The sequence below is a fragment of the Marinobacter sp. CHS3-4 genome, assembly GCF_030053415.1.
Lineage (GTDB): Bacteria > Pseudomonadota > Gammaproteobacteria > Pseudomonadales > Oleiphilaceae > Marinobacter.
In genome coordinates this window covers 921,560-939,658 of the sequence record NZ_JASGBJ010000001.1, presented here as the reverse complement: position 1 = coordinate 939,658, position 18,099 = coordinate 921,560, and the positions used below count along the sequence as shown (strand labels likewise).

Genomic DNA, 18,099 nt, shown 5'->3' with positions numbered 1-18,099 from the left:
CGTCTGGCTGTCCGTCTGGGCGGCGAGCCTGCTGCTGGCCTCGCCCACATTGGCAGCCGATGCTGAGACAGACCAGGCCAACCAGCGGCACCTCCCCCCGACCATTGCCATCATCATCGATGACATGGGGCACAACAAGTTCGAGGGTGAGCGCCTGATTGCCATGGATCAGCCACTGACACTGGCATTCCTTCCTTACCGGCGCCACACCGTGGACCTGGCGAAAAAAGCCCACAAGCGGCAAAAGGAAATCATGCTTCACGCGCCCATGGCGAACACCCGTATGTTTGATCTGGGCCCGGGCGGCCTGAGCCAGGAAATGGGTCGTGCCGAAATCGCCCAGACTTTGCGAAGAGCGCTTCGCTCTATTCCCCACGTGCAGGGCGTGAACAATCACATGGGAAGCCTGCTGACCCAGCGTCTTGAACCTATGGACTGGGTGATGGCAGAGCTGAATCACTACCCGGTGTACTTTGTGGACAGCCGAACCATTGCATCATCCGTTGCCGGCGATGTCGCCGCAGCTTACCGCATTCCAACCCTCACACGGGACGTATTTCTCGATCACGAACAATCCGAGGAATACGTGCACAAACAGTTCCAATTGCTGATCAAAAGAGCAAAGGAAAACGGCAGTGCTATCGGTATTGGTCACCCACACAAGGTCACCGTGGACTACCTCGAAAAGCACCTGCCGTTACTGGATGCACAGGGCGTGGCCATTGCAACGGTTAGCGGTGTCTGGGCCATGCGCAATGACAACCGGCCAATGTTCACAGGGGACCGCCAACCAATCGATCAGTTTATGGCTCAAAAACCAGAGACGGAATAAAGCTCTGGACTCAAAGGCGCATTTCGATACCCTGATCCGCCATAAATGCCTTGGCTTCCGGAATCGTGTGCTGTCCGAAATGGAAAATGGAGGCCGCAAGCACGGCATCTGCTCTGCCTTCAGTGACGCCATCCGCCAGATGCTGAAGTTCGCCGACACCGCCCGAAGCAATCACCGGTACAGACACCGCATCGCTGATGGCACGGGTCAGGCCCAGATCAAAACCGACTTTGGTGCCGTCCCGATCCATGCTGGTCAACAGTAATTCACCGGCACCGAGTTCCGTCATCTTGCGAGCCCATTCCACGGCATCCAGGCCGGTCGGTTTGCGACCACCATGGGTAAAAATTTCCCACCGTGGCGTTTCACCTTCGCCACTCACCTGCTTGGCATCAATCGCCACCACAATACACTGACTGCCAAAACGCTCGGCGGCTTCGCGTACGAATTCGGGATTGAATACCGCAGCGGTGTTGATTGACACCTTGTCTGCCCCTGCGTTCAGCAGCTTGCGGATATCGTCTACCGTGCGAACGCCGCCGCCAACAGTCAGCGGAATGAACACCTCGCTGGCCATACGTTCAACGGTTTCGTAGGTGGTGTCACGGCTTTCGTGACTGGCAGTGATGTCCAGGAAGGTAATTTCGTCAGCGCCCTGCTCATTGTACTTGCGGGCCACTTCCACCGGGTCACCGGCGTCACGGATATCGACAAAGTTTACGCCTTTAACCACGCGGCCTTTGTCGACGTCCAGGCAAGGAATGATGCGCTTCGCCAGTGCCATGATCAGCTCCCACCCGATTCGAGTGAATCGCAGAACGCCTGGGCTTCGCTAACGTCCAGCGTGCCTTCGTAGATGGCGCGGCCGGTAATGGCACCCATCACACCCTGATCGGCCACCGTCGCCAACTGCTTGAAATCGTCCATGTTGGTGACACCGCCAGACGCGATCACCGGAATGCCGCCTTCCCGGGCCAGGGCGGCCGTCGCTTCAATATTGACACCCTGCATCATGCCGTCGCGGCTGATGTCGGTATAGACGATGGCGTCCACACCATCATTCGCGAACCGTTTGGCCAGATCGGTTGCCATCACTTCGGATACTTCCGCCCAGCCATCGGTGGCCACGCGTCCGTCTTTGGCATCGAGCCCAACGATGATGTGGCCGGGAAACCGCTTGCACATGTCGGTTACAAAGTCCGGCTCTTTCACCGCCTTGGTGCCGATAATGACCCATTGAACGCCAGCCTTCAGATAGGCTTCGATGGTTTCTGCAGAACGGATGCCGCCGCCAATCTGTATCGGAAGGTCCGGATATTTGCGGGCAATCGCCTGAACAATCTCACCGTTTACCGGCTCACCGGCAAAGGCCCCATTCAGGTCAACCAGATGCAGGCGGCGAGCACCGGCCTCCACCCACCGAGTCGCCATCTCAACAGGATCGTCACCATACTCGGTCGAGTCGTCCATGCGACCCTGGCGCAGGCGAACGCATTTACCGTCTTTCAGATCAATGGCGGGGATAATCAGCATGTTCCAGTCCAGTTCGTAAAATTCTTCAATAACTGCAATCCTGCCCGGGCGCTTTTTTCCGGGTGGAACTGCACAGCAAAAATATTGTTTCTGGCCACCGCAGCCGCCACATCCACGCCGTAGTGGGTGCGGCCCGCCATATCGGCGTTGCCCTCAGCTTCGGCAAAATAACTGTGAACGAAGTAAAAGCGGTCACCGTCAGGGATGCCCTGCCAGAGCGGATGATCCTGGGTCTGAAAAACTTGGTTCCAACCCATGTGGGGCACTTTCAGACGCTCTCCGTCCTCGGTCAGGTCGTCCCCGAAAAAACGCACTTCAGACGAAAACAGGTTAATGCCGTCGACGCCGCCGTTTTCCTCACTGCGGGACATCAACGCCTGCATGCCCACGCAGATACCCAGAAACGGGCGATCCTGAGACACTTCGCGGACCAGCTGATCCACGCCCTGCTTTTGCATTTCAGCCATGCAGTCACGAATGGCGCCCACGCCGGGCAGGATCACTCGATCCGCCTCTCGAATGCGTGCAGCGTTGTCGGTAACCAGTACGGTGGTGTCCGGGGCGACGTGCTCTACCGCTTTTTTGGCAGAGTGAAGATTACCCATGCCGTAGTCGATAATGGCAACGGTTTTCATGATTTTGACAGTGTCCTTCGGTGACCGTTATAGCGAGGCTATCTTACAAAGAGCCCTTGGTTGACGGCGTGATACCCGCCATTCGCTCGTCCATTTCGATGGCCATACGCAGGGCGCGGCCAAACGCTTTGAACACGGTTTCAATCTGGTGGTGGGTGTTCTTACCCTTCAGATTGTCGATGTGCAGGGTCACCATGGAGTGATTCACGAAGCCGTGGAAGAATTCTTCAAACAGATCCACGTCAAAACCACCGACAGCACCACGGGTATAGGGCACATCCATCATCAGGCCAGGGCGGCCAGACAGATCAATCACCACGCGCGACAGCGCCTCGTCCAGCGGCACATAGGCGTGGCCGTAGCGGCGGATGCCTTCCTTGTTGCCAACAGCCTGTTTAAAGGCCTGGCCCAGGGTGATGCCGATGTCTTCCACCGTGTGGTGGTCATCAATGTGCAGGTCGCCCTTTGCGACGATGTTCAGATCCACCAGACCGTGGCGGGCAATCTGATCCATCATGTGCTCGAGGAACGGCACGCCCGTATCAAAGGTGGACTTGCCGGTACCGTCCAGATCGATCTCGACGGTAATTTGTGTTTCGAGGGTATTTCTCTCTACCCGAGCCTTGCGTTCGGCCATGGGGACTCCCAGTTAGCAGTTGGCAAAGCCATCAATTGGCAAATGCCGTCAAACTTAAAGCGCGCATTATACCTGTTAACAATCCTCGCGTCCCGCAATGGCCTCAATCGCTACGATAGGCCTGATCAGAACGCCTTTTTCAGGTTGTTCATGTAAGTATCAACCAGGCTATTGAACTCGTGCTTGATGACAGGGCTGATCGCAAGCTTGAGAAAACTTGGCAGCTGCACGGTCAAGTCTGCGCTGGTGTGAAATTTCACCTCTGTGGCGTTATCGCCCTTGGCTTTCAGGGTCCAGTAGCCGCTAACCACACCGTTACCCTCGCCTTTGACGGGTTCCCAGGTGATCTTGCCCTTTTCCTTGTCCGGAAAATATTTGCAGGCGTACTCTGTCTGAATGGCGTGTTTGTCGACGCCCACTTTTTCCATCACCCAACGGTAGGTGTTGTTGCCCATGTCCTCGAGCTTGTGGACCTTGGGAAAATGGCTGACCGACTTGGGAACGTCTGCCAGAAGCTCAAAAGCCTCATCGTAACCGGCAGGTAATTCAATTTCGCGGTTCAGCTCGATAGAAACGGTTATTGCCACAGTGTGATCCCTCTTATCATTGTTTCATTGTCTGACGGCTATTCTGGCTTATCACTACCGTATTGTCATACTCGCACGCTTTAATTTTGTGACCTCTGAGTTATCCTTGAACCATGTCTCGCCGTCCGGCGGACACGCATAAAGGAAGGATGCCGGTACCATGAAAGCTGTTCGCTACATTGCTTTAACCATCATTGGTCTGATCGTTCTGGCCATCGCCGCCGTCGCCGTCGCCGTGGCAGTGATTGACCCCAACACCTACAAGCCACAAATTGAAGACGCCGTGGAATCCAGCACCAACCTGGATCTGATCCTCGGTGGGGACATTGGCTGGTCATTCATTCCACTGGGCCTTGAACTGAATGACGTTGAAGCAACGCTGGACAACGAGCGGCTGGTTCGTCTGGATCAGCTGGTGGCCGAAGTCGACTTCTGGTCACTGATTGCCATGTCGCCAAGGGTGAATACCTTTCTGCTAAACGGACTGGACGCCAACCTTTCCGTCAATGAGCAAGGCGAAGGCAACTGGACTCGCATTATGCCTGAAGGCCAGCAGACAGCAGACACCGCGCCAGAACCCGCTGCTGCCAGTGAAGAAGAAGCGCCAGCCGAAGCTTCGTCCGGCGGCACTCCCCTTAACTTTAACGTTGACCAGATCGAAATCAGCAACGCCAGAGTCCACTACGATGACAAGAGCACCGGGCAATCCGTAACACTGGAAGGCGTGACGCTGACCGCCCGCGAAATCACCCTTGGTTCCAGCTTCCCGCTGGAACTGAGTTTCCGCTTTGCCACGAACCAGCCGCAGTTTGAGCTGGAAGGCAGCATCAGCGCCAAGCTAACTGCCAATGAAGCTCTGAACGACTTTACCGTGGCAGACCTGGACGCCAGTTTTGACATGGCTGGTGAACCTCTTGGCGGAGAATCTGTCAGCGCGTCTCTGTCTGGTTCCCTGGCCGCCAATCTGGAAAGCGAAACGGCTACCCTGTCTGACTTCACCGCAACCCTGGCCGACCTGACCCTGAACACTGACCTGAACGTGGTGGGTTTTGGGGCCAAACCACAGTTGACGGGTAATCTGAGCATTGCGGAGTTTTCACCGAAGTCACTGCTGTCGTCACTGGGCCAGCCTGCGATCGAAACCACCGACTCAGACGTTCTGTCCGCGGTCGCCTTTTCTACTTCCATTGGCGGCTCACCGGGCACCATTGCCCTGAGCGACCTGACCCTATCCCTGGACGACACCACCTTTAGTGGCGGTGCGTCATATGCCCTGGCCAACAGTGGCATTCAGCTGAACCTGAAAGGCGATGCCATTAACGTGGACCGCTACCTGCCGCCAGCCAGCGAAGAGTCCGCGTCGGAAAGCGCGCCTGCCGAACCAGCATCCACTGCTGAGAGCGATCTACTGCCACTGGAGACCCTGCGTTCACTGGCATTGGACATCAAGCTTGGGCTTGGCGAGCTGATCGTCAGTAATCTCACGATTCAAGACATCAACTCCGTGATAACCGCCAAAAATGGCCTGCTGAAGGTAGAAGATTTCAGTGGCAAGCTTTATGAAGGTGGCTTTAACGCACAGGTAACCCTGGACGCACGCTCTGACAACCCAAGCTGGGTCATCGGTTCGAAGGTCGACAGCGTGGAGACCTTACCGTTGCTCACGGATCTTGCCGAAGTTCAAATGCTGTCCGGCGCCGCCAACCTCAATCTGGACGTAAAAACGACCGGCAACCGCATATCCGCCCTGCGCAATAACGCCAAGGGCGATATTGGATTCAAGCTTGCCGAAGGTGAGTTCACCAAAATTAACCTCACCCGCATGGCCTGCCAGGGCATCGCATTGGTTAACCAGGATCAACTGGGCACCGACGACTGGGGCACCAGCACACCGTTCAATGACATGAGCGGCACCCTGAAAATTAACGGCAATACCATCAACAACACGGACCTGATTGCAGCGCTTGCTGGCATGCAGCTTGAGGGCAAAGGCACTGTCGACCTGGCAGCGTCCGAAATGGATTACGAAGCAGGCCTTCGCATTGTGGGCGAAATTCATCGCGATGAAGCCTGCCGCGTCACCGACACTGTGCGCAACGTGATCATTCCGGTGGAGTGCCGCGGCAACTTTGCCGAAGATCCGGCAGGCCTTTGCTCGTTTGATGGGTCACGGTTCCAGGACACCCTGAAAACCATTGCGAAAAATGCCGTGAAACAGAAAGCCACAGAAGAAGTAGACCGCGCGAAAGAAAAGGCCAAAGAAAAAGCCGAGGAGAAGCTGAAAGAAGAACTCGGCGACAAACTGAAAGGCCTGTTCAACTGATGACAGAGGCCGTCGCCGACCGGTTACTGGCATGGTACGACCAGAACGGCAGGCACGACCTGCCCTGGCACCATGACCGCAATGCCTATCGGGTGTGGGTGTCGGAGATCATGCTGCAACAGACGCAGGTGACCACCGTCATCCCCTACTTCCAGGCGTTCATGGAACGCTTTCCGGATGTAGAGGCCTTGGCAAACGCACCGGTGGATGATGTGCTCAGCCACTGGTCCGGTTTGGGCTACTACGCCCGCGCCCGAAATCTGCACCGCGCTGCCAAACAGGTCATGGAAGAGCATGGTGGCAAATTTCCCGCCGACCAGGCCCAGCTTGAATCCCTGACTGGCATCGGTCGCTCAACGGCCGCAGCGATCCTCGCCCAGGCCTTCCAGCAAAAGGCCACCATCCTGGACGGCAACGTCAAACGGGTATTGGCCCGTTACCACGCCGTGCCCGGCTGGCCCGGCAAAACCAGCGTGCTGAACCGCCTGTGGGAATGCGCCGAGCAACACACGCCAGACCAGCGAATCCGCGACTACACCCAGGCCATCATGGATCTGGGCGCCATGGTATGTACCCGCACCAAGCCAGACTGCCCTTATTGCCCACTTCGCGCAGACTGTGAAGCGAACGCAAACAACGAACAGCACCTATACCCCGGCTCCAAACCCAAGAAGACCAAACCAGAAAAAACCACCTGGATGGTAATACTGGAGAATAAAAACGGCGAGATATTGCTGGAACGAAGGCCGTCCAGCGGAATCTGGGGCGGCCTGTGGAGCCTGCCAGAGCTGGACCCTGCGTACGGGCCAGAAGAGTTGCAAGACGCCTGCGAACAGGCCTTCGGGTTCGACTGCGGGCAGCCTGACCTGGTTGAGGGCTTCCGGCATACCTTCAGCCACTACCACCTGCACATCCAACCCGCCCGGCTTAATGTTGCCAATGCCACCCGTGTTGCAGACAATGGCGACCAACAATGGATCCATCGGGATAAGGCCCTTACCCTGGGCCTGCCCGCACCGATCCGCACACTCTTAAACCGCTCGCAGGAGCCAACATGAGCCGCACCGTATTCTGTCGGAAATATCAGGAAGAACTGGAAGGGCTGGATTTTCCACCCATGCCCGGCAAGAAAGGCGAAGACCTGTACGAAAACGTCAGCAAGAAAGCCTGGGAAGAGTGGCAGGCCCAGCAAACCATGCTGATCAATGAAAAACACCTGAGCCTAATGGACCCGAACAACCGTAAATACCTGCAGGCGCAGATGGAGCGGTTCTTCAATAACGAGCCCTTCGACAAGGCCGAAGGCTACGTACCGCCAGAGCAATAAAAACGCAGGAATTTTTTCCCGCGCAGCCTTGACTCAAAACCCCTAAACCGGTTTAATAGCGCCCCGTTGCAGCACAGACTGCGACACGCCCGGATAGCTCAGTTGGTAGAGCAGGGGATTGAAAATCCCCGTGTCGGTGGTTCGATTCCGCCTCCGGGCACCATCCGAATTTTAGAAAAAGCCCGCTTCGTGCGGGCTTTTTTGTGGGCAGCTTTCCAGTTGGCGTTGTAATTAATCTACCTTCTGTCAGGATGCCCCCATGTTGCTATCTTTGATTGCCATCGTTCTTGGTCTGGCTCTTCTGGTTTGGAGTGCAGGCAAATTTGTTGAAGGCTCTGCTGCCACAGCAGAACACTTTGGTATGCCGCCCCTGCTTATTGGCATGGTGGTGGTTGGCTTCGGCACATCAGCACCTGAAATGGTGGTATCGGCACTCGCGGCTACCCAGGGAAATCCGGGGCTGGCGCTTGGCAACGCCTATGGCTCGAACATCACCAATATTGCCTTGATTCTGGGCGTCACCGCACTGATCAGCCCAATCGCCGTTCACTCCCAGATCATGCGCAAGGAGTTGCCAATACTCGTCGCTGTGACGGCATTTGCCACTTGGCAACTCTGGGACGGCAACCTGTCCCGGCTGGATGCAGTTGGGCTATTAGCGGTATTCGCAGCGCTTCTGGCCTGGTCTATCTGGCAGGGTATGACCCAGAAGTCAGATTCTTTGGCTGAAGAGATCTCTGCAGAGATGGCAGGCCTTGCAATGCCCTTGCGCCGAGCCGTCATGTGGTTGCTGGCCGGGCTGTTGCTGTTGATCATCAGCTCTCGAGTTCTGGTGTGGGGCGCCATCGACATCGCTCAGGGGCTCGGTGTCAGTGATTTGATCATCGGCCTGACCATCGTGGCTGTGGGTACATCGCTTCCGGAACTGGCATCGTCGGTCATTGCCGCGCGCAAAGGCGAGCACGACATCGCTCTGGGCAATATTCTGGGATCGAATCTGTTTAATACACTGGCCGTGGTGGGCATTGCCGGCGCGATCAGCCCGATGGCCGTCGCTCCGGAGATTCTTTCGCGGGACATTGCAGTAATGACTCTACTCACCCTGTCACTGTTCGTGTTCGGCTACGGATTCCGGTCAGCAGGGCGGATTAATCGGGTCGAGGGCGGTCTGTTAATGACCGCTTTCGTGGCTTACACGCTCTACCTGATTACCACCAGTTTATCCTGATCGGTATTACCCCAGCATACAGTCCCTTGAATGACGCTGGCTCAGCTTTCGGCGCTGTCGCCGAAGGCTGTTGCCCCGGTCGTTGGAATAGCCGGCACGCAATTGTTGCTGGATTCTGTTCAGTTGTTCCCGGAGCTTGTCGCATTGTTTCTGGTCGACAGCGGATCGCACTGCTCTACCCGTAGGTACAGAAGGCGGGTCTTGTTCCATCGCTTTTTCGATCTGCCGATGAATAGCGCCAACCTTTTTGCCGACCTCGATGTTGGAGGACATGGGCACTGTCGATGAGCGGCCAAGCGACACTGGCTGATAGTCGTGAGCCGTTGGTGGGGTATCGGAATAATGGATGGTGCCCAGGCTGTCCGTCCAGGTATACATTTCGGCGCCAGCCGTTTGCACCATCACTGTCAGGCACAGAAATACAAGATGCCGTCCTGGCATAGTTCCACTCCCTGTGGTTTTGCATGAAAAAATCAGACTCAGTAAATCAGACTGCCCTTCTCCAGGAGTGTTTCCACTGCGCAATCATGAGTGCCGGGGAATTCGCTTTTTACGCGTTTCAGATATTCCCTGGCCTGCGAGCGCTTGCCGCCCTCTTTTTCGGCTTCCGTCAGTGCGGCCAGATAAAGTGCGTGCGCTCGCACATCCTGCGACACCGTTGAGTCGTTGTAGACTTCCAGTAGTATGTCCTGAGCCTCGGCGTAGCCGTCCTCTGTCGGCGCGCTGTTCTCCAGGTACTGGATGATCTTGGGGCTGATTTCGTACTGGGAAGGTTGGCAGCCAGACGAACGGAAGAGCGTCTGGTAGTTGTTGTAGTCGTTGTACAGGTTCTCACGGAATTGCTGACGCTTCTGATGCAGCGCAGTGGCCGCAGCGCCCGAGACCGCGTATACAGACCCTGTAATCGCTCCGCCTGCACATCCCTGCAGAACCAGCGCAATGAAACCAATCCCCGCAAATACAGGGAGAAAACGACGCCCTGCTTGTTTAAAGATGCCTGCCATTGTTTGCGAACTCCTTTTCCAGATAGTGGTGTTGGGCGTAGCCTATCGGATTAAAAACCGGAATTCATGGACCTGGCTCACCTAAACTCCATTTTTTCGTATGGAATTCAGGGAGCCAGTCGCAGGAGTGGCGGGTAAAAAGGCAGGATCAGTTGTCCAGAAGCTCGATCCAGTGCTGGACGGGTACCTTTGATTTGGTCTCCAGATGCATCTGGCAGCCGATGTTGGCCGTTGCGATGCGATCAGGCTGGTCGATGGTGAGCGCTTCCAGCTTATTGTGCAGCAAACGCTGGCTCAGCTCAGGCTGAAGAATGGAGTAGGTACCGGCAGAGCCACAGCACAGGTGCTTATCTTTGGTTTCGGCAAGATCAATACCCGCTTTACGCAGCACCTGATCAACAACACCGGTCTGTTTCATGGCGTGTTGCAGTGTGCAGGGACAATGAAAGGCGACCTTGCCCTGGCTGGAAGAGACCTTCAGTTTTTCCAGATCTTCTTTGAGCAGGAACGCGCCGAGATCTGTACACAGGTCACTGACCTTCTGCGCCTTCTCTGCATAGGCCGGGTCGTCTTTCAGCAGATGGCCGTAGTCCTGAACCATGGCACCGCAGCCGGAAGCCGTCATCACAATCGCTTCCGCACCGTTTTCAATGGCGGGCCACCAGGCGTCGATGTTGCGTCGCATGGCGTTCAGAGCCACTTCATGTTCCGAAAGATGGTGATTAACGGCGCCACAACAGCCCGCTTCAGGCGCTTCCACCATGGTTATGCCCAGCTTGTCCATGACCCGCGCAGCGGCCGCGTTGGTGTTAGGCGTTGCAGATGGTTGTGCGCAACCCGCCAGCGCCAGAACAACGCGATCATGACTGGATGCGGGCCAGGGGCTGGCCTGCTTCCTGGGCGGCACTTTCTGCCCCAGCGCACCAGGCAGAATTGGCTTGAAGAACTGGCCAATTCTTAACAGAAACCCAAACAACTGGCGGTTAGGAATCACGCGGCCCAGTGCCCAGCGAACAATCCGTTGCTGCGGTGGCCGCGGCATTTCTTTTTCCATGAAGTTGCGGCTGATGTCCACCAGGCGGCCGTACTGAACGCCGGACGGGCAGGTGGTTTCGCAACTGCGGCAGGTCAGGCAGCGGTCCAGATGTTCACGGGACTTCTCAGTCACTTCCTCACCTTCGAGGAACATTTTCATCAGGTAGATGCGGCCCCGCGGCCCGTCCCGCTCGTCGTTCAATTCCTGATAGGTCGGACAGGTCGCCGTACAGAAGCCGCAATGAACGCAGGCCCGCAAAATGGACTCAGCTTCCTGACCTTCGGCGGTATTGGCAAATTGTTGAACTAGATTGGTTTGCATGGTTTTCCTGTCGTTAAAGCCAGCTGTACAAGCGTCCGGGGTTGAATAGGCCATCAGGATCAAACGACTCTTTCAGCCGCTGCTGTATGGCCTGCAATGCCTGGGGCTGATGGTGCATAACCTCGTCGGTGCGGTCGCCACCCCGGAACATGCTGACTTGCCCGCCCGCTTTTTTCGCAATGGATTCCAGTCTCGCGCTGTCTGCTACACCACGGAACCAGCGCTGAGATCCCGCCCAGTCGATCAGTTGGGGGCCGTCCAGAGCCAGATCTGGCGCGGTTGAACCCACGGAGAATCGCCACAGCGGTTCGTCGCCTTTGAAGAAGTCATGAGTCAGGTGCTGGAGCTGCTGCCAGAAGTCGTCGCCGTTTTCCAGAACTTCGCCAGACCACTTTTTCGCCGTGGCTTCCACCGCCGACTTTGCACCAGACAGGCGAAGATAGACTTTGCCATTTACCCACGCGGCTCCGGTGATGGGCTTGGGTTCACCCGCTCTCTGGTTCATGTAACGGATAACATCACTCTGGGGCATTTCCTCCACCAGCGTCATGGTCATCGCCGGTTTGGGCATGACCTTCAGGCTGATTTCGGTGATCGCACCGAGTGTGCCCATGGCCCCGGCCTGCAGGCGGGACGTATCGTAGCCCGCTACGTTCTTCATCACCTGACCACCGAACCGCAAGTGCTCACCCTTGCCGTTCAGTAATCGAATGCCCAACACCTGGTCCCGCACAGAGCCAGACCAGGGCCGCGCTGGCCCGGAGAGATTACACGCAAGAGTGCCGCCAATGGTTGAACCTTTGCCAAAGACTGGCGGCTCGAAATGCAGGCACTGGCCATGTTCATCCAGTGCGTTTTGGATCTCGGCAATGGTGGTGCCTGCGCGCACGGTCATAATCAGCTCAACCGGGTGGTATTCCACGATTCCCGTGTGCTTTTTGAGTTCCAGGGGTTCGGCATGGCTGTCCGACTCACGGCCCATGAACTGTTTGGTGCCGCCGCCGACCACATTCAGCTTCTGACCCTTTCCGCGGGCGTCCAGTATTTGCTCCCTCAGCTTTTTAGAAATATCAGCCATGGGCTGCTTCCACCGTCTCGTGTTTGTGTTGTTTATGTTCCAGCGAACGATACTCCTGACAGAAGCGCAGGGCCGGCACCCCTTTGCCCGGATTCAGAATGCCTTTTGGATCGAACGCACTTTTCACGTCATGGAACTGCTGCAGCTCTTCATCGTTGAACTGAATCGCCATCTGACGAATCTTTTCCACACCAACGCCGTGTTCGCCGGTGATGCACCCACCCACTTCAACGCAAAGGTTGAGAATGCTTCCGCCGAAGGCCTCGGTGCGTTCAAATTCACCGGGCACATTGGCGTCGAACAGAATCAGCGGATGCAGGTTACCGTCCCCCGCGTGGAAAACATTCGCCACGCGCAGGCCGAACTCTTCAGACATCTTTTCCATTTCCAGCAGCACATGAGCAAGATGACGGCGCGGGATGGTGCCGTCCATGCAATAGTAATCTGGCGAGATACGCCCCACCGCAGGAAATGCCGACTTGCGGCCTTTCCATAGCAGCGCCCTTTCTTCCTCGCTCTGGGACGTTTTCACCGATGTGGCACCCAGCTTTTTGAACAGCGCCTCGGCCTGTTCAATGTGCTCGTGAACTTCCTCTTCGGTACCATCCACTTCACACAACAACAGGGCCTTTGCCTCACGGGGATAACCCGCCTGAGCGAAATCGTCAGCGGCGATAATGGCGTGGCCGTCCATCATTTCCAGGCCGCCCGGAATAATGCCATGGGAAATAATGCCACCCACCGCATCACCGGCTTTCTGCACGCTGTCGAAACCCGCCATCACCACCTGGGCGATTTCAGGTTTCGGCAGCAACTTCACCTTGACCTCGGTGATGATGCCCAACAACCCTTCAGACCCGGTCATCAATGCCAACAGATCCATGCCGCAGGCGTCGAGCGCGTCGTTTCCTACGGTCACCCGGTCGCCCTCAGCGGTGATCATCTCAACGCTCAGAATGTTGTGGACCGTCAGCCCGTATTTCAGGCAATGAACACCGCCGGAATTCTCGGCCACGTTGCCGCCGATGGTGCAGGCAATCTGGGAAGAGGGATCAGGGCCGTAGTACAGACCATGCTTCGATACCTCATCGCTGATGGCCAGATTGCGAACCCCCGGCTGCAACCGGGCCGTGCGGGCCAGCGGATCCACCTCCAGGATGCGATTGAACTTGGCCAGCGACAGCACCACGCCTTCCTTGTGCGGCATGGCACCGGCGCTTAGCCCGGTACCGGCACCGCGAGCCACCACAGGCACGTTGTGTTCGTTGCACAGGCGCATGATTCGCTGAACCTGGGCCGGCGTCTCCGGAAGCACAACCAGCATGGGCATCTCGCAATACATCGACATGCCATCACACTCGTAGGGCTTCATGGTCTCGTTATCGGTGATGACAAACGCCGGGTCCACAAAGGCCCGGAATTTTTCAGCCAACGCCGATTTGCTGATGGTGGGTTTGGTGGTCATCTCAACCTCTGATGAAAAACGTCTTGACTGTGACAGCAACTAACCGCTTTGGTTTTCGAAATAATCCAGCCCGGCCTGCGCGCAATCCATATCTTGCTGCGGTGTGCCGGAGCTGATACCGATACCACCAACCACTTCGCCGTTCACGATGACCGGCAAACCGCCACCCACCGAGCTGATGCGGCCACCCACTTCAGTGTGAATACCAAATGCCAGCTTGCCCGGCACGTTCACCGCGTTGTAATCGTGAGTCGCCTTTTTCGCCGCTGCGGCCGTGAAGGCCTTGTCCTGAGCAATGGTAACGGACGTAATCTTGCCGCCATCCATGCGCTCAAAAGCAATCAGGTTGCCGGACTCGTCCACAATGGCGATACACATTGGCACGCCAATTTCGCGGGCTTTTTCTGCCGCGCCTTCAATCAGAACACGGGCTTCGGCCAATTCCAGTCGGTTGATCGATAACATGGTCTACTCCTTGAGTTTTTTAACCGTAAACAAGATTAGGTAACCAGGTAATGGCAGACGGCACCGCCACACATATAAAGAGCCCGAATGCCTGAATCGCCAGGAACACCAGCGACGATTTGAAAATCGTGCCCATGGTGATGTCTGGCGGGCATACACCCCGGATATAAAACAGGGCGTAGCCAAACGGCGGACTGAGGAACGACATCTGCATATTCACCAGGTACAACACCCCGAACCAGAGCACGACATCTTTCCCTTCAACGCCCGGCAGGCCGAACAGGCCAGGAAACTCCAATGCCTCAACGATGGGGATAAAGATAGGCACTGCCAATAGCAGAATACCGACCCAGTCCAGAAACATACCGAGCACCACCAGAAGTACCATCAGCAGCAAAAGCACCATGTAGGGAGACAGACCAATGCCAAGAATGGTTTCGGTAATGAAGTCCTGACCGCCCTGGAGTATGTAGAAGCCGACGAACACCGAAGCGCCGAACATGATCCACAACACCATGGCAGACGCCTTCGCTGTGGTCACTGACGCATCACGCAGGGTCGCGATGGTAAACACCTTGTGTTTCATGGCCACCAGAATGGCGCCAAAGGAGCCAATACCCGCCGCCTCTACCGGCGTGGCAACACCGCCGAACAAAAGACCGAGCACCAGAAATACCAGCACCAACGGTGCAATCAGGTCTTTCAGCAAAAGCAGCTTTTCTTTCAGGCTAATCCGTTCTTCTTCCGGCACCGGCGGGCCCAGCTTAGGGTTAATCCAGGAGCGGATACCCACATACAGCACGTAAAGGCTCGACAGAATCAGCCCCGGAATAACGGAACCCAGATACAGCTCACCAACCGATTGTTGCGCTACTACCGCGTAAAGGATGGCCAGAATCGAGGGCGGAATCAGTATCCCGAGTGTGCCACCCGCCATAATTGAGCCAAGCGCAATCTTCTGGTCGTAGCCCCGTTTGAGCATCGCCGGCAGGGCAATAATACCCATAGTTACCACAGCGGCGCCGATGACGCCCACCATGGCTGCCAGAATGGTAGACGCCAGAATGGTGGCAATGGCCAAACCACCGCCAAGACCGCCCATCCACTTGTAGACGACGTTGAACATCTCTTCGATTAGCCCTGCCCGTTCAAGCATGGACGCCATGAAGATAAACAGCGGAATCGCCGCGAGGTCGGAGTTGGTCATCATCGGGAAGATGCGGCTAGGGATGATGTTCAGCATCAACGAGTCGCCCACCAGATAGATGAACATGACGCCAAGACCGCCAGTTACGAAGGCCAGCGGCAAGCCCATCATCAGCAACACCGCCAGCGAGCCGAACATGATGTAGGTTAGCGGCCCAATTTTTACATCCGACAGAGTGCCCGAGAGCTTGAACAGAAATTTCTCGTCACTCCACGGGTCATAAAACAGAATGTTGATGACTTCCACCAACATCACGAAGGCAAGAGCCACCGTGGCAATAATCATCAGCCAGGTGCCGAGCTTGCCGATCAGGGGATTGCCCTGGTTGGTCACAGATTCGGTGCTCATGCGTGTTGCTCCCGGCCGAGTTTGATGAATATAACGATGTCCTTAAGCAGCTTGGACAAGCCTGCCAGGAACAAAAGTGCTGAACCCAACAGCATCACGCCCTTCACAGGCCAGTATTGAATGCCCCAGGTTTCAACGGTTCTTTCATCCATCGAGTAGGAGTTCTCCAGGAAGGTCCAGGAGGTAATCATCAACGCAATTGCAAACATGAAGAAAAACATGGATGTGAATATATCCATGCCTACCCGTCCACGTTCCGGCAGGAAGTTGTAAACCACGTCGACCCGAACATGGGCGCCGTGCAGCAGTGCGAAGGCACCGGCCATCAGATATTGCATGCCAAACAGAAGGAAACTGGCTTCATGGACCCAGATGGTGGGCTGGTTGAACACGTAACGCATGACCACTTCGAAGAAGTAAAAGACCACGGCGTTAACCGTCCAGAAGGAAATGAACACACCGGATTTATCGCTAATCCAGTCAATTGATTTGGTAAACCAGTTACTCGCGTCGCTGTAATCGACGGCCTTTTTCATCTCAGCTTCAATTTCCTGAAGCTTCTCATTGGCTTCGGCGTTTTTGTCGACAGCCCCCGAACCTCTGCGGGAAAGCCAGCGATCCAGGGCAATCATGATCAGCGGCATTACCGCCAGCCACCCCCAATAGAACCAATGGGGCAGCACAAAGCCAAACTGACTCAGATCAGACATGTTGTTGTCACCTTAATCACAGATCGGGGAAGGAGGAATGCCCCGCTGGCGCACTCCCTGCCCTTCCCCGTGATCAGTTTTGTTATGGTTTTATGAGGCTTACATGCCTTCGATACCTTTCAGGTCATCCTCGCTCAGATAACCCACGGTTTCGTTCATCATGTATTCGATCTGGATATCCAGGATTTCCCGGGCATCTTCGTTCTTGCTCGCCCAGTTGAACCAGATCGGAATCGCAGCCCGGCGAAACTCATCCATGTCTTCCTGACTCAGACGCGTCACTTTGGAGCCGTCTTCTTTGAACTTCTTCATGGCTTCAATGTTGCGCTTCTGAATCGTCAGGTAGTGCTTCTGGGAGTAAATCCGCACTTCGTCTTCAAGCAGTTGCTGCAATTCTGGATCCAGTGCGTTCCAGGCCCGCAGGTTCACAGTCAGGTCCATCAGGTCCACCGGCTGGTAGATGGACATCACGCCGGGAGGGCCAAACATGATGTAGTCGGTGACTTGCGAGAAGCCCAGTTCGTAGTTCACTGCCGGGCCTACGTAGTCCGCCGCGTCAATAGTGCCTTTCTCAAGTGCCGGGAAAATGTCCGAGCCAGGCAAGCTGACGGTAGACACGCCGAACTGCTGGAATACCTCGGCCACCATGCCACCGGGCACACGCATTTTCAGGCCTTCCAGATCCGCCAGGCTGTTGACCGGCTCCTTGGAGTGAATAATGTTCGCGTCGTGCTGGATCGGGCCGACGTAAAACAGACCGAACTTCTTATAAATTTCGCGGGTCTTCTCCAGCATGCCCATCGAGTAGAACATGATGTCCCACTGGTGAGGCTGGTCGGGACCGGCTGGGTAGGAAGACAGGAATACCGAGGCCGGAATCTTGCCGGACCAATAAAGAGTAAAAGGGTTCATGCCCTGCAGCACACCATTGCGCACTGCCTCGAAAAGACCGTTGTTATCCGCTGCAACAGACTTGGCGGGATAGGGTTTGATGATCAGCTCGCCGTTGGATTTTTCTTCGATGCTGTTGGCCCATTCCTCGAACAGGTCATAGCCGACAGTGCCAGCATCCCACACGGACTGAATCTTCCAGGTGGTAGCTGCCTGAGCCTGTGCAGCTCCAAGCAGTGTAGCGCCCAGGAACGCCGCCGCAACGGCCACCGACTTCAATCGGCCCGATTTTCCGACGGGGCTCTCGGCCCTCATTTGTTGTGACTCATTGTTCGTTGTCATCGACACATCTCCGTTGAACTTGTTGTTATCTGCGTCAGGTAAACGTCGGTTGCTACCGACATTAATTTGATATTCGTCGGCAAGCCCGATTTAGTCCAGAGGATTACCAACTGGTCAGACCAGTTTTGCC

At 55.9% G+C, this 18,099-nt stretch carries 19 protein-coding genes and 1 tRNA gene; 6 read left to right on the top strand and 14 right to left on the bottom strand.

Annotation, left to right across the window (positions count from 1 at the left end):
* Positions 1 to 34 precede the first annotated feature (34 nt).
* The gene (locus QLQ17_RS04330) at positions 35 to 832 is read left to right on the top strand and encodes a divergent polysaccharide deacetylase family protein (RefSeq protein ID WP_502867364.1); all 798 of its coding nucleotides are present in this window, start codon (positions 35 to 37) and stop codon (positions 830 to 832) included.
* A 10-nt stretch (positions 833 to 842) separates the two neighbouring features.
* On the opposite strand, the gene hisF is transcribed toward QLQ17_RS04330, so the two are convergent.
* The 5 genes from hisF to QLQ17_RS04305 all read right to left on the bottom strand — a co-directional run bounded on the left by hisF (position 843) and on the right by QLQ17_RS04305 (position 4,224).
* Complete coding sequence (gene hisF / locus QLQ17_RS04325) at positions 843 to 1,616, bottom strand: imidazole glycerol phosphate synthase subunit HisF (RefSeq protein WP_283208307.1); 774 nt, start codon at positions 1,614 to 1,616, stop codon at positions 843 to 845.
* Between the two features lie 2 nt (positions 1,617 to 1,618).
* A complete protein-coding gene (gene hisA, locus QLQ17_RS04320; protein WP_283208306.1) occupies positions 1,619 to 2,365 on the bottom strand; it encodes a 1-(5-phosphoribosyl)-5-[(5-phosphoribosylamino)methylideneamino]imidazole-4-carboxamide isomerase in 747 nt (248 codons plus the stop codon).
* The gene (gene hisH, locus QLQ17_RS04315) at positions 2,359 to 3,000 is read right to left on the bottom strand and encodes an imidazole glycerol phosphate synthase subunit HisH (RefSeq protein WP_283208305.1); all 642 of its coding nucleotides are present in this window, start codon (positions 2,998 to 3,000) and stop codon (positions 2,359 to 2,361) included. The genes hisA and hisH overlap by 7 nt, the downstream gene beginning before the upstream one ends.
* A gap of 43 nt (positions 3,001 to 3,043) precedes the next feature.
* Entirely contained in the window at positions 3,044 to 3,637 is a 594-nt protein-coding gene (gene hisB, locus QLQ17_RS04310; RefSeq protein WP_283208304.1) for an imidazoleglycerol-phosphate dehydratase HisB, read from the bottom strand.
* Positions 3,638 to 3,762: 125 nt separating this feature from the next.
* The gene (locus QLQ17_RS04305) at positions 3,763 to 4,224 is read right to left on the bottom strand and encodes an SRPBCC family protein (RefSeq protein WP_283208303.1); all 462 of its coding nucleotides are present in this window, start codon (positions 4,222 to 4,224) and stop codon (positions 3,763 to 3,765) included.
* Positions 4,225 to 4,384: 160 nt separating this feature from the next.
* Between QLQ17_RS04305 and QLQ17_RS04300 the strand changes: the two genes are divergently transcribed.
* From QLQ17_RS04300 to QLQ17_RS04280, 5 genes are all read left to right on the top strand, one after another.
* Positions 4,385 to 6,547 (top strand): AsmA family protein, encoded by a 2,163-nt coding sequence (locus QLQ17_RS04300; protein ID WP_283208302.1) that lies wholly within the window; start codon positions 4,385 to 4,387, stop codon positions 6,545 to 6,547.
* Positions 6,547 to 7,605, top strand: coding sequence for an A/G-specific adenine glycosylase (mutY, locus tag QLQ17_RS04295; protein WP_283208301.1), 1,059 nt, complete (start codon positions 6,547 to 6,549; stop codon positions 7,603 to 7,605). The genes QLQ17_RS04300 and mutY overlap by 1 nt, the downstream gene beginning before the upstream one ends.
* On the top strand, positions 7,602 to 7,874 hold the full coding sequence (locus QLQ17_RS04290) for an oxidative damage protection protein (RefSeq protein WP_283208300.1): 273 nt from the start codon (positions 7,602 to 7,604) through the stop codon (positions 7,872 to 7,874). Before mutY ends, QLQ17_RS04290 begins: the two co-directional genes overlap by 4 nt.
* Before the next feature lie 87 nt (positions 7,875 to 7,961).
* Positions 7,962 to 8,037, top strand: a tRNA-Phe gene (locus tag QLQ17_RS04285).
* A 96-nt stretch (positions 8,038 to 8,133) separates the two neighbouring features.
* The gene (locus QLQ17_RS04280) at positions 8,134 to 9,102 is read left to right on the top strand and encodes a calcium/sodium antiporter (protein ID WP_283208299.1); all 969 of its coding nucleotides are present in this window, start codon (positions 8,134 to 8,136) and stop codon (positions 9,100 to 9,102) included.
* Between the two features lie 6 nt (positions 9,103 to 9,108).
* Here the strand turns inward: QLQ17_RS04280 and QLQ17_RS04275 are convergent, their stop codons facing one another.
* The 9 genes from QLQ17_RS04275 to dctP all read right to left on the bottom strand — a co-directional run bounded on the left by QLQ17_RS04275 (position 9,109) and on the right by dctP (position 17,969).
* Positions 9,109 to 9,543 (bottom strand): DUF4124 domain-containing protein, encoded by a 435-nt coding sequence (locus QLQ17_RS04275; protein WP_283208298.1) that lies wholly within the window; start codon positions 9,541 to 9,543, stop codon positions 9,109 to 9,111.
* Positions 9,544 to 9,581: 38 nt separating this feature from the next.
* Positions 9,582 to 10,106: a hypothetical protein gene (locus tag QLQ17_RS04270; RefSeq protein ID WP_283208297.1), complete on the bottom strand. Its 525-nt coding sequence runs from the start codon at positions 10,104 to 10,106 to the stop codon at positions 9,582 to 9,584.
* A 148-nt stretch (positions 10,107 to 10,254) separates the two neighbouring features.
* Positions 10,255 to 11,463 carry a glycolate oxidase subunit GlcF gene (glcF, locus tag QLQ17_RS04265; RefSeq protein ID WP_283208296.1) on the bottom strand — a complete coding sequence of 403 codons (1,209 nt, stop codon included), beginning with the start codon at positions 11,461 to 11,463 and terminating at the stop codon, positions 10,255 to 10,257.
* Between the two features lie 13 nt (positions 11,464 to 11,476).
* Positions 11,477 to 12,541 (bottom strand): glycolate oxidase subunit GlcE, encoded by a 1,065-nt coding sequence (gene glcE / locus QLQ17_RS04260; protein WP_283208295.1) that lies wholly within the window; start codon positions 12,539 to 12,541, stop codon positions 11,477 to 11,479.
* Entirely contained in the window at positions 12,534 to 14,006 is a 1,473-nt protein-coding gene (locus QLQ17_RS04255; protein WP_283208294.1) for an FAD-linked oxidase C-terminal domain-containing protein, read from the bottom strand. The genes glcE and QLQ17_RS04255 overlap by 8 nt, the downstream gene beginning before the upstream one ends.
* A gap of 39 nt (positions 14,007 to 14,045) precedes the next feature.
* Entirely contained in the window at positions 14,046 to 14,471 is a 426-nt protein-coding gene (locus tag QLQ17_RS04250) for a GlcG/HbpS family heme-binding protein (protein ID WP_283208293.1), read from the bottom strand.
* 19 nt (positions 14,472 to 14,490) lie between these two features.
* The gene (locus tag QLQ17_RS04245) at positions 14,491 to 16,026 is read right to left on the bottom strand and encodes a TRAP transporter large permease (RefSeq protein WP_283208292.1); all 1,536 of its coding nucleotides are present in this window, start codon (positions 16,024 to 16,026) and stop codon (positions 14,491 to 14,493) included.
* Positions 16,023 to 16,736: a TRAP transporter small permease subunit gene (locus tag QLQ17_RS04240; protein WP_283208291.1), complete on the bottom strand. Its 714-nt coding sequence runs from the start codon at positions 16,734 to 16,736 to the stop codon at positions 16,023 to 16,025. The genes QLQ17_RS04245 and QLQ17_RS04240 overlap by 4 nt, the downstream gene beginning before the upstream one ends.
* 99 nt (positions 16,737 to 16,835) lie before the next feature.
* Positions 16,836 to 17,969, bottom strand: a complete 1,134-nt coding sequence (gene dctP, locus QLQ17_RS04235; protein ID WP_283208290.1) for a TRAP transporter substrate-binding protein DctP — start codon at positions 17,967 to 17,969, stop codon at positions 16,836 to 16,838.
* Positions 17,970 to 18,099 lie beyond the last annotated feature (130 nt).

Excerpts from the sequence above, each read along its gene's own strand:
- QLQ17_RS04255 (WP_283208294.1), bottom strand. The coding sequence starts at position 14,006 with ATGACCACCAAACCCACCATCAGCAAATCGGCGTTGGCTGAAAAATTC.
- glcF (WP_283208296.1), bottom strand. The coding sequence starts at position 11,463 with ATGCAAACCAATCTAGTTCAACAATTTGCCAATACCGCCGAAGGTCAG.
- glcE (WP_283208295.1), bottom strand. The coding sequence starts at position 12,541 with ATGGCTGATATTTCTAAAAAGCTGAGGGAGCAAATACTGGACGCCCGC.
- QLQ17_RS04275 (WP_283208298.1), bottom strand. The coding sequence starts at position 9,543 with ATGCCAGGACGGCATCTTGTATTTCTGTGCCTGACAGTGATGGTGCAA.
- hisF (WP_283208307.1), bottom strand. The coding sequence starts at position 1,616 with ATGGCACTGGCGAAGCGCATCATTCCTTGCCTGGACGTCGACAAAGGC.
- hisH (WP_283208305.1), bottom strand. The coding sequence starts at position 3,000 with ATGAAAACCGTTGCCATTATCGACTACGGCATGGGTAATCTTCACTCT.
- hisA (WP_283208306.1), bottom strand. The coding sequence starts at position 2,365 with ATGCTGATTATCCCCGCCATTGATCTGAAAGACGGTAAATGCGTTCGC.
- hisB (WP_283208304.1), bottom strand. The coding sequence starts at position 3,637 with ATGGCCGAACGCAAGGCTCGGGTAGAGAGAAATACCCTCGAAACACAA.
- dctP (WP_283208290.1), bottom strand. The coding sequence starts at position 17,969 with ATGACAACGAACAATGAGTCACAACAAATGAGGGCCGAGAGCCCCGTC.
- QLQ17_RS04290 (WP_283208300.1), top strand. The coding sequence starts at position 7,602 with ATGAGCCGCACCGTATTCTGTCGGAAATATCAGGAAGAACTGGAAGGG.
- QLQ17_RS04240 (WP_283208291.1), bottom strand. The coding sequence starts at position 16,736 with ATGTCTGATCTGAGTCAGTTTGGCTTTGTGCTGCCCCATTGGTTCTAT.
- QLQ17_RS04280 (WP_283208299.1), top strand. The coding sequence starts at position 8,134 with ATGTTGCTATCTTTGATTGCCATCGTTCTTGGTCTGGCTCTTCTGGTT.
- QLQ17_RS04245 (WP_283208292.1), bottom strand. The coding sequence starts at position 16,026 with ATGAGCACCGAATCTGTGACCAACCAGGGCAATCCCCTGATCGGCAAG.
- QLQ17_RS04250 (WP_283208293.1), bottom strand. The coding sequence starts at position 14,471 with ATGTTATCGATCAACCGACTGGAATTGGCCGAAGCCCGTGTTCTGATT.
- mutY (WP_283208301.1), top strand. The coding sequence starts at position 6,547 with ATGACAGAGGCCGTCGCCGACCGGTTACTGGCATGGTACGACCAGAAC.
- QLQ17_RS04300 (WP_283208302.1), top strand. The coding sequence starts at position 4,385 with ATGAAAGCTGTTCGCTACATTGCTTTAACCATCATTGGTCTGATCGTT.
- QLQ17_RS04270 (WP_283208297.1), bottom strand. The coding sequence starts at position 10,106 with ATGGCAGGCATCTTTAAACAAGCAGGGCGTCGTTTTCTCCCTGTATTT.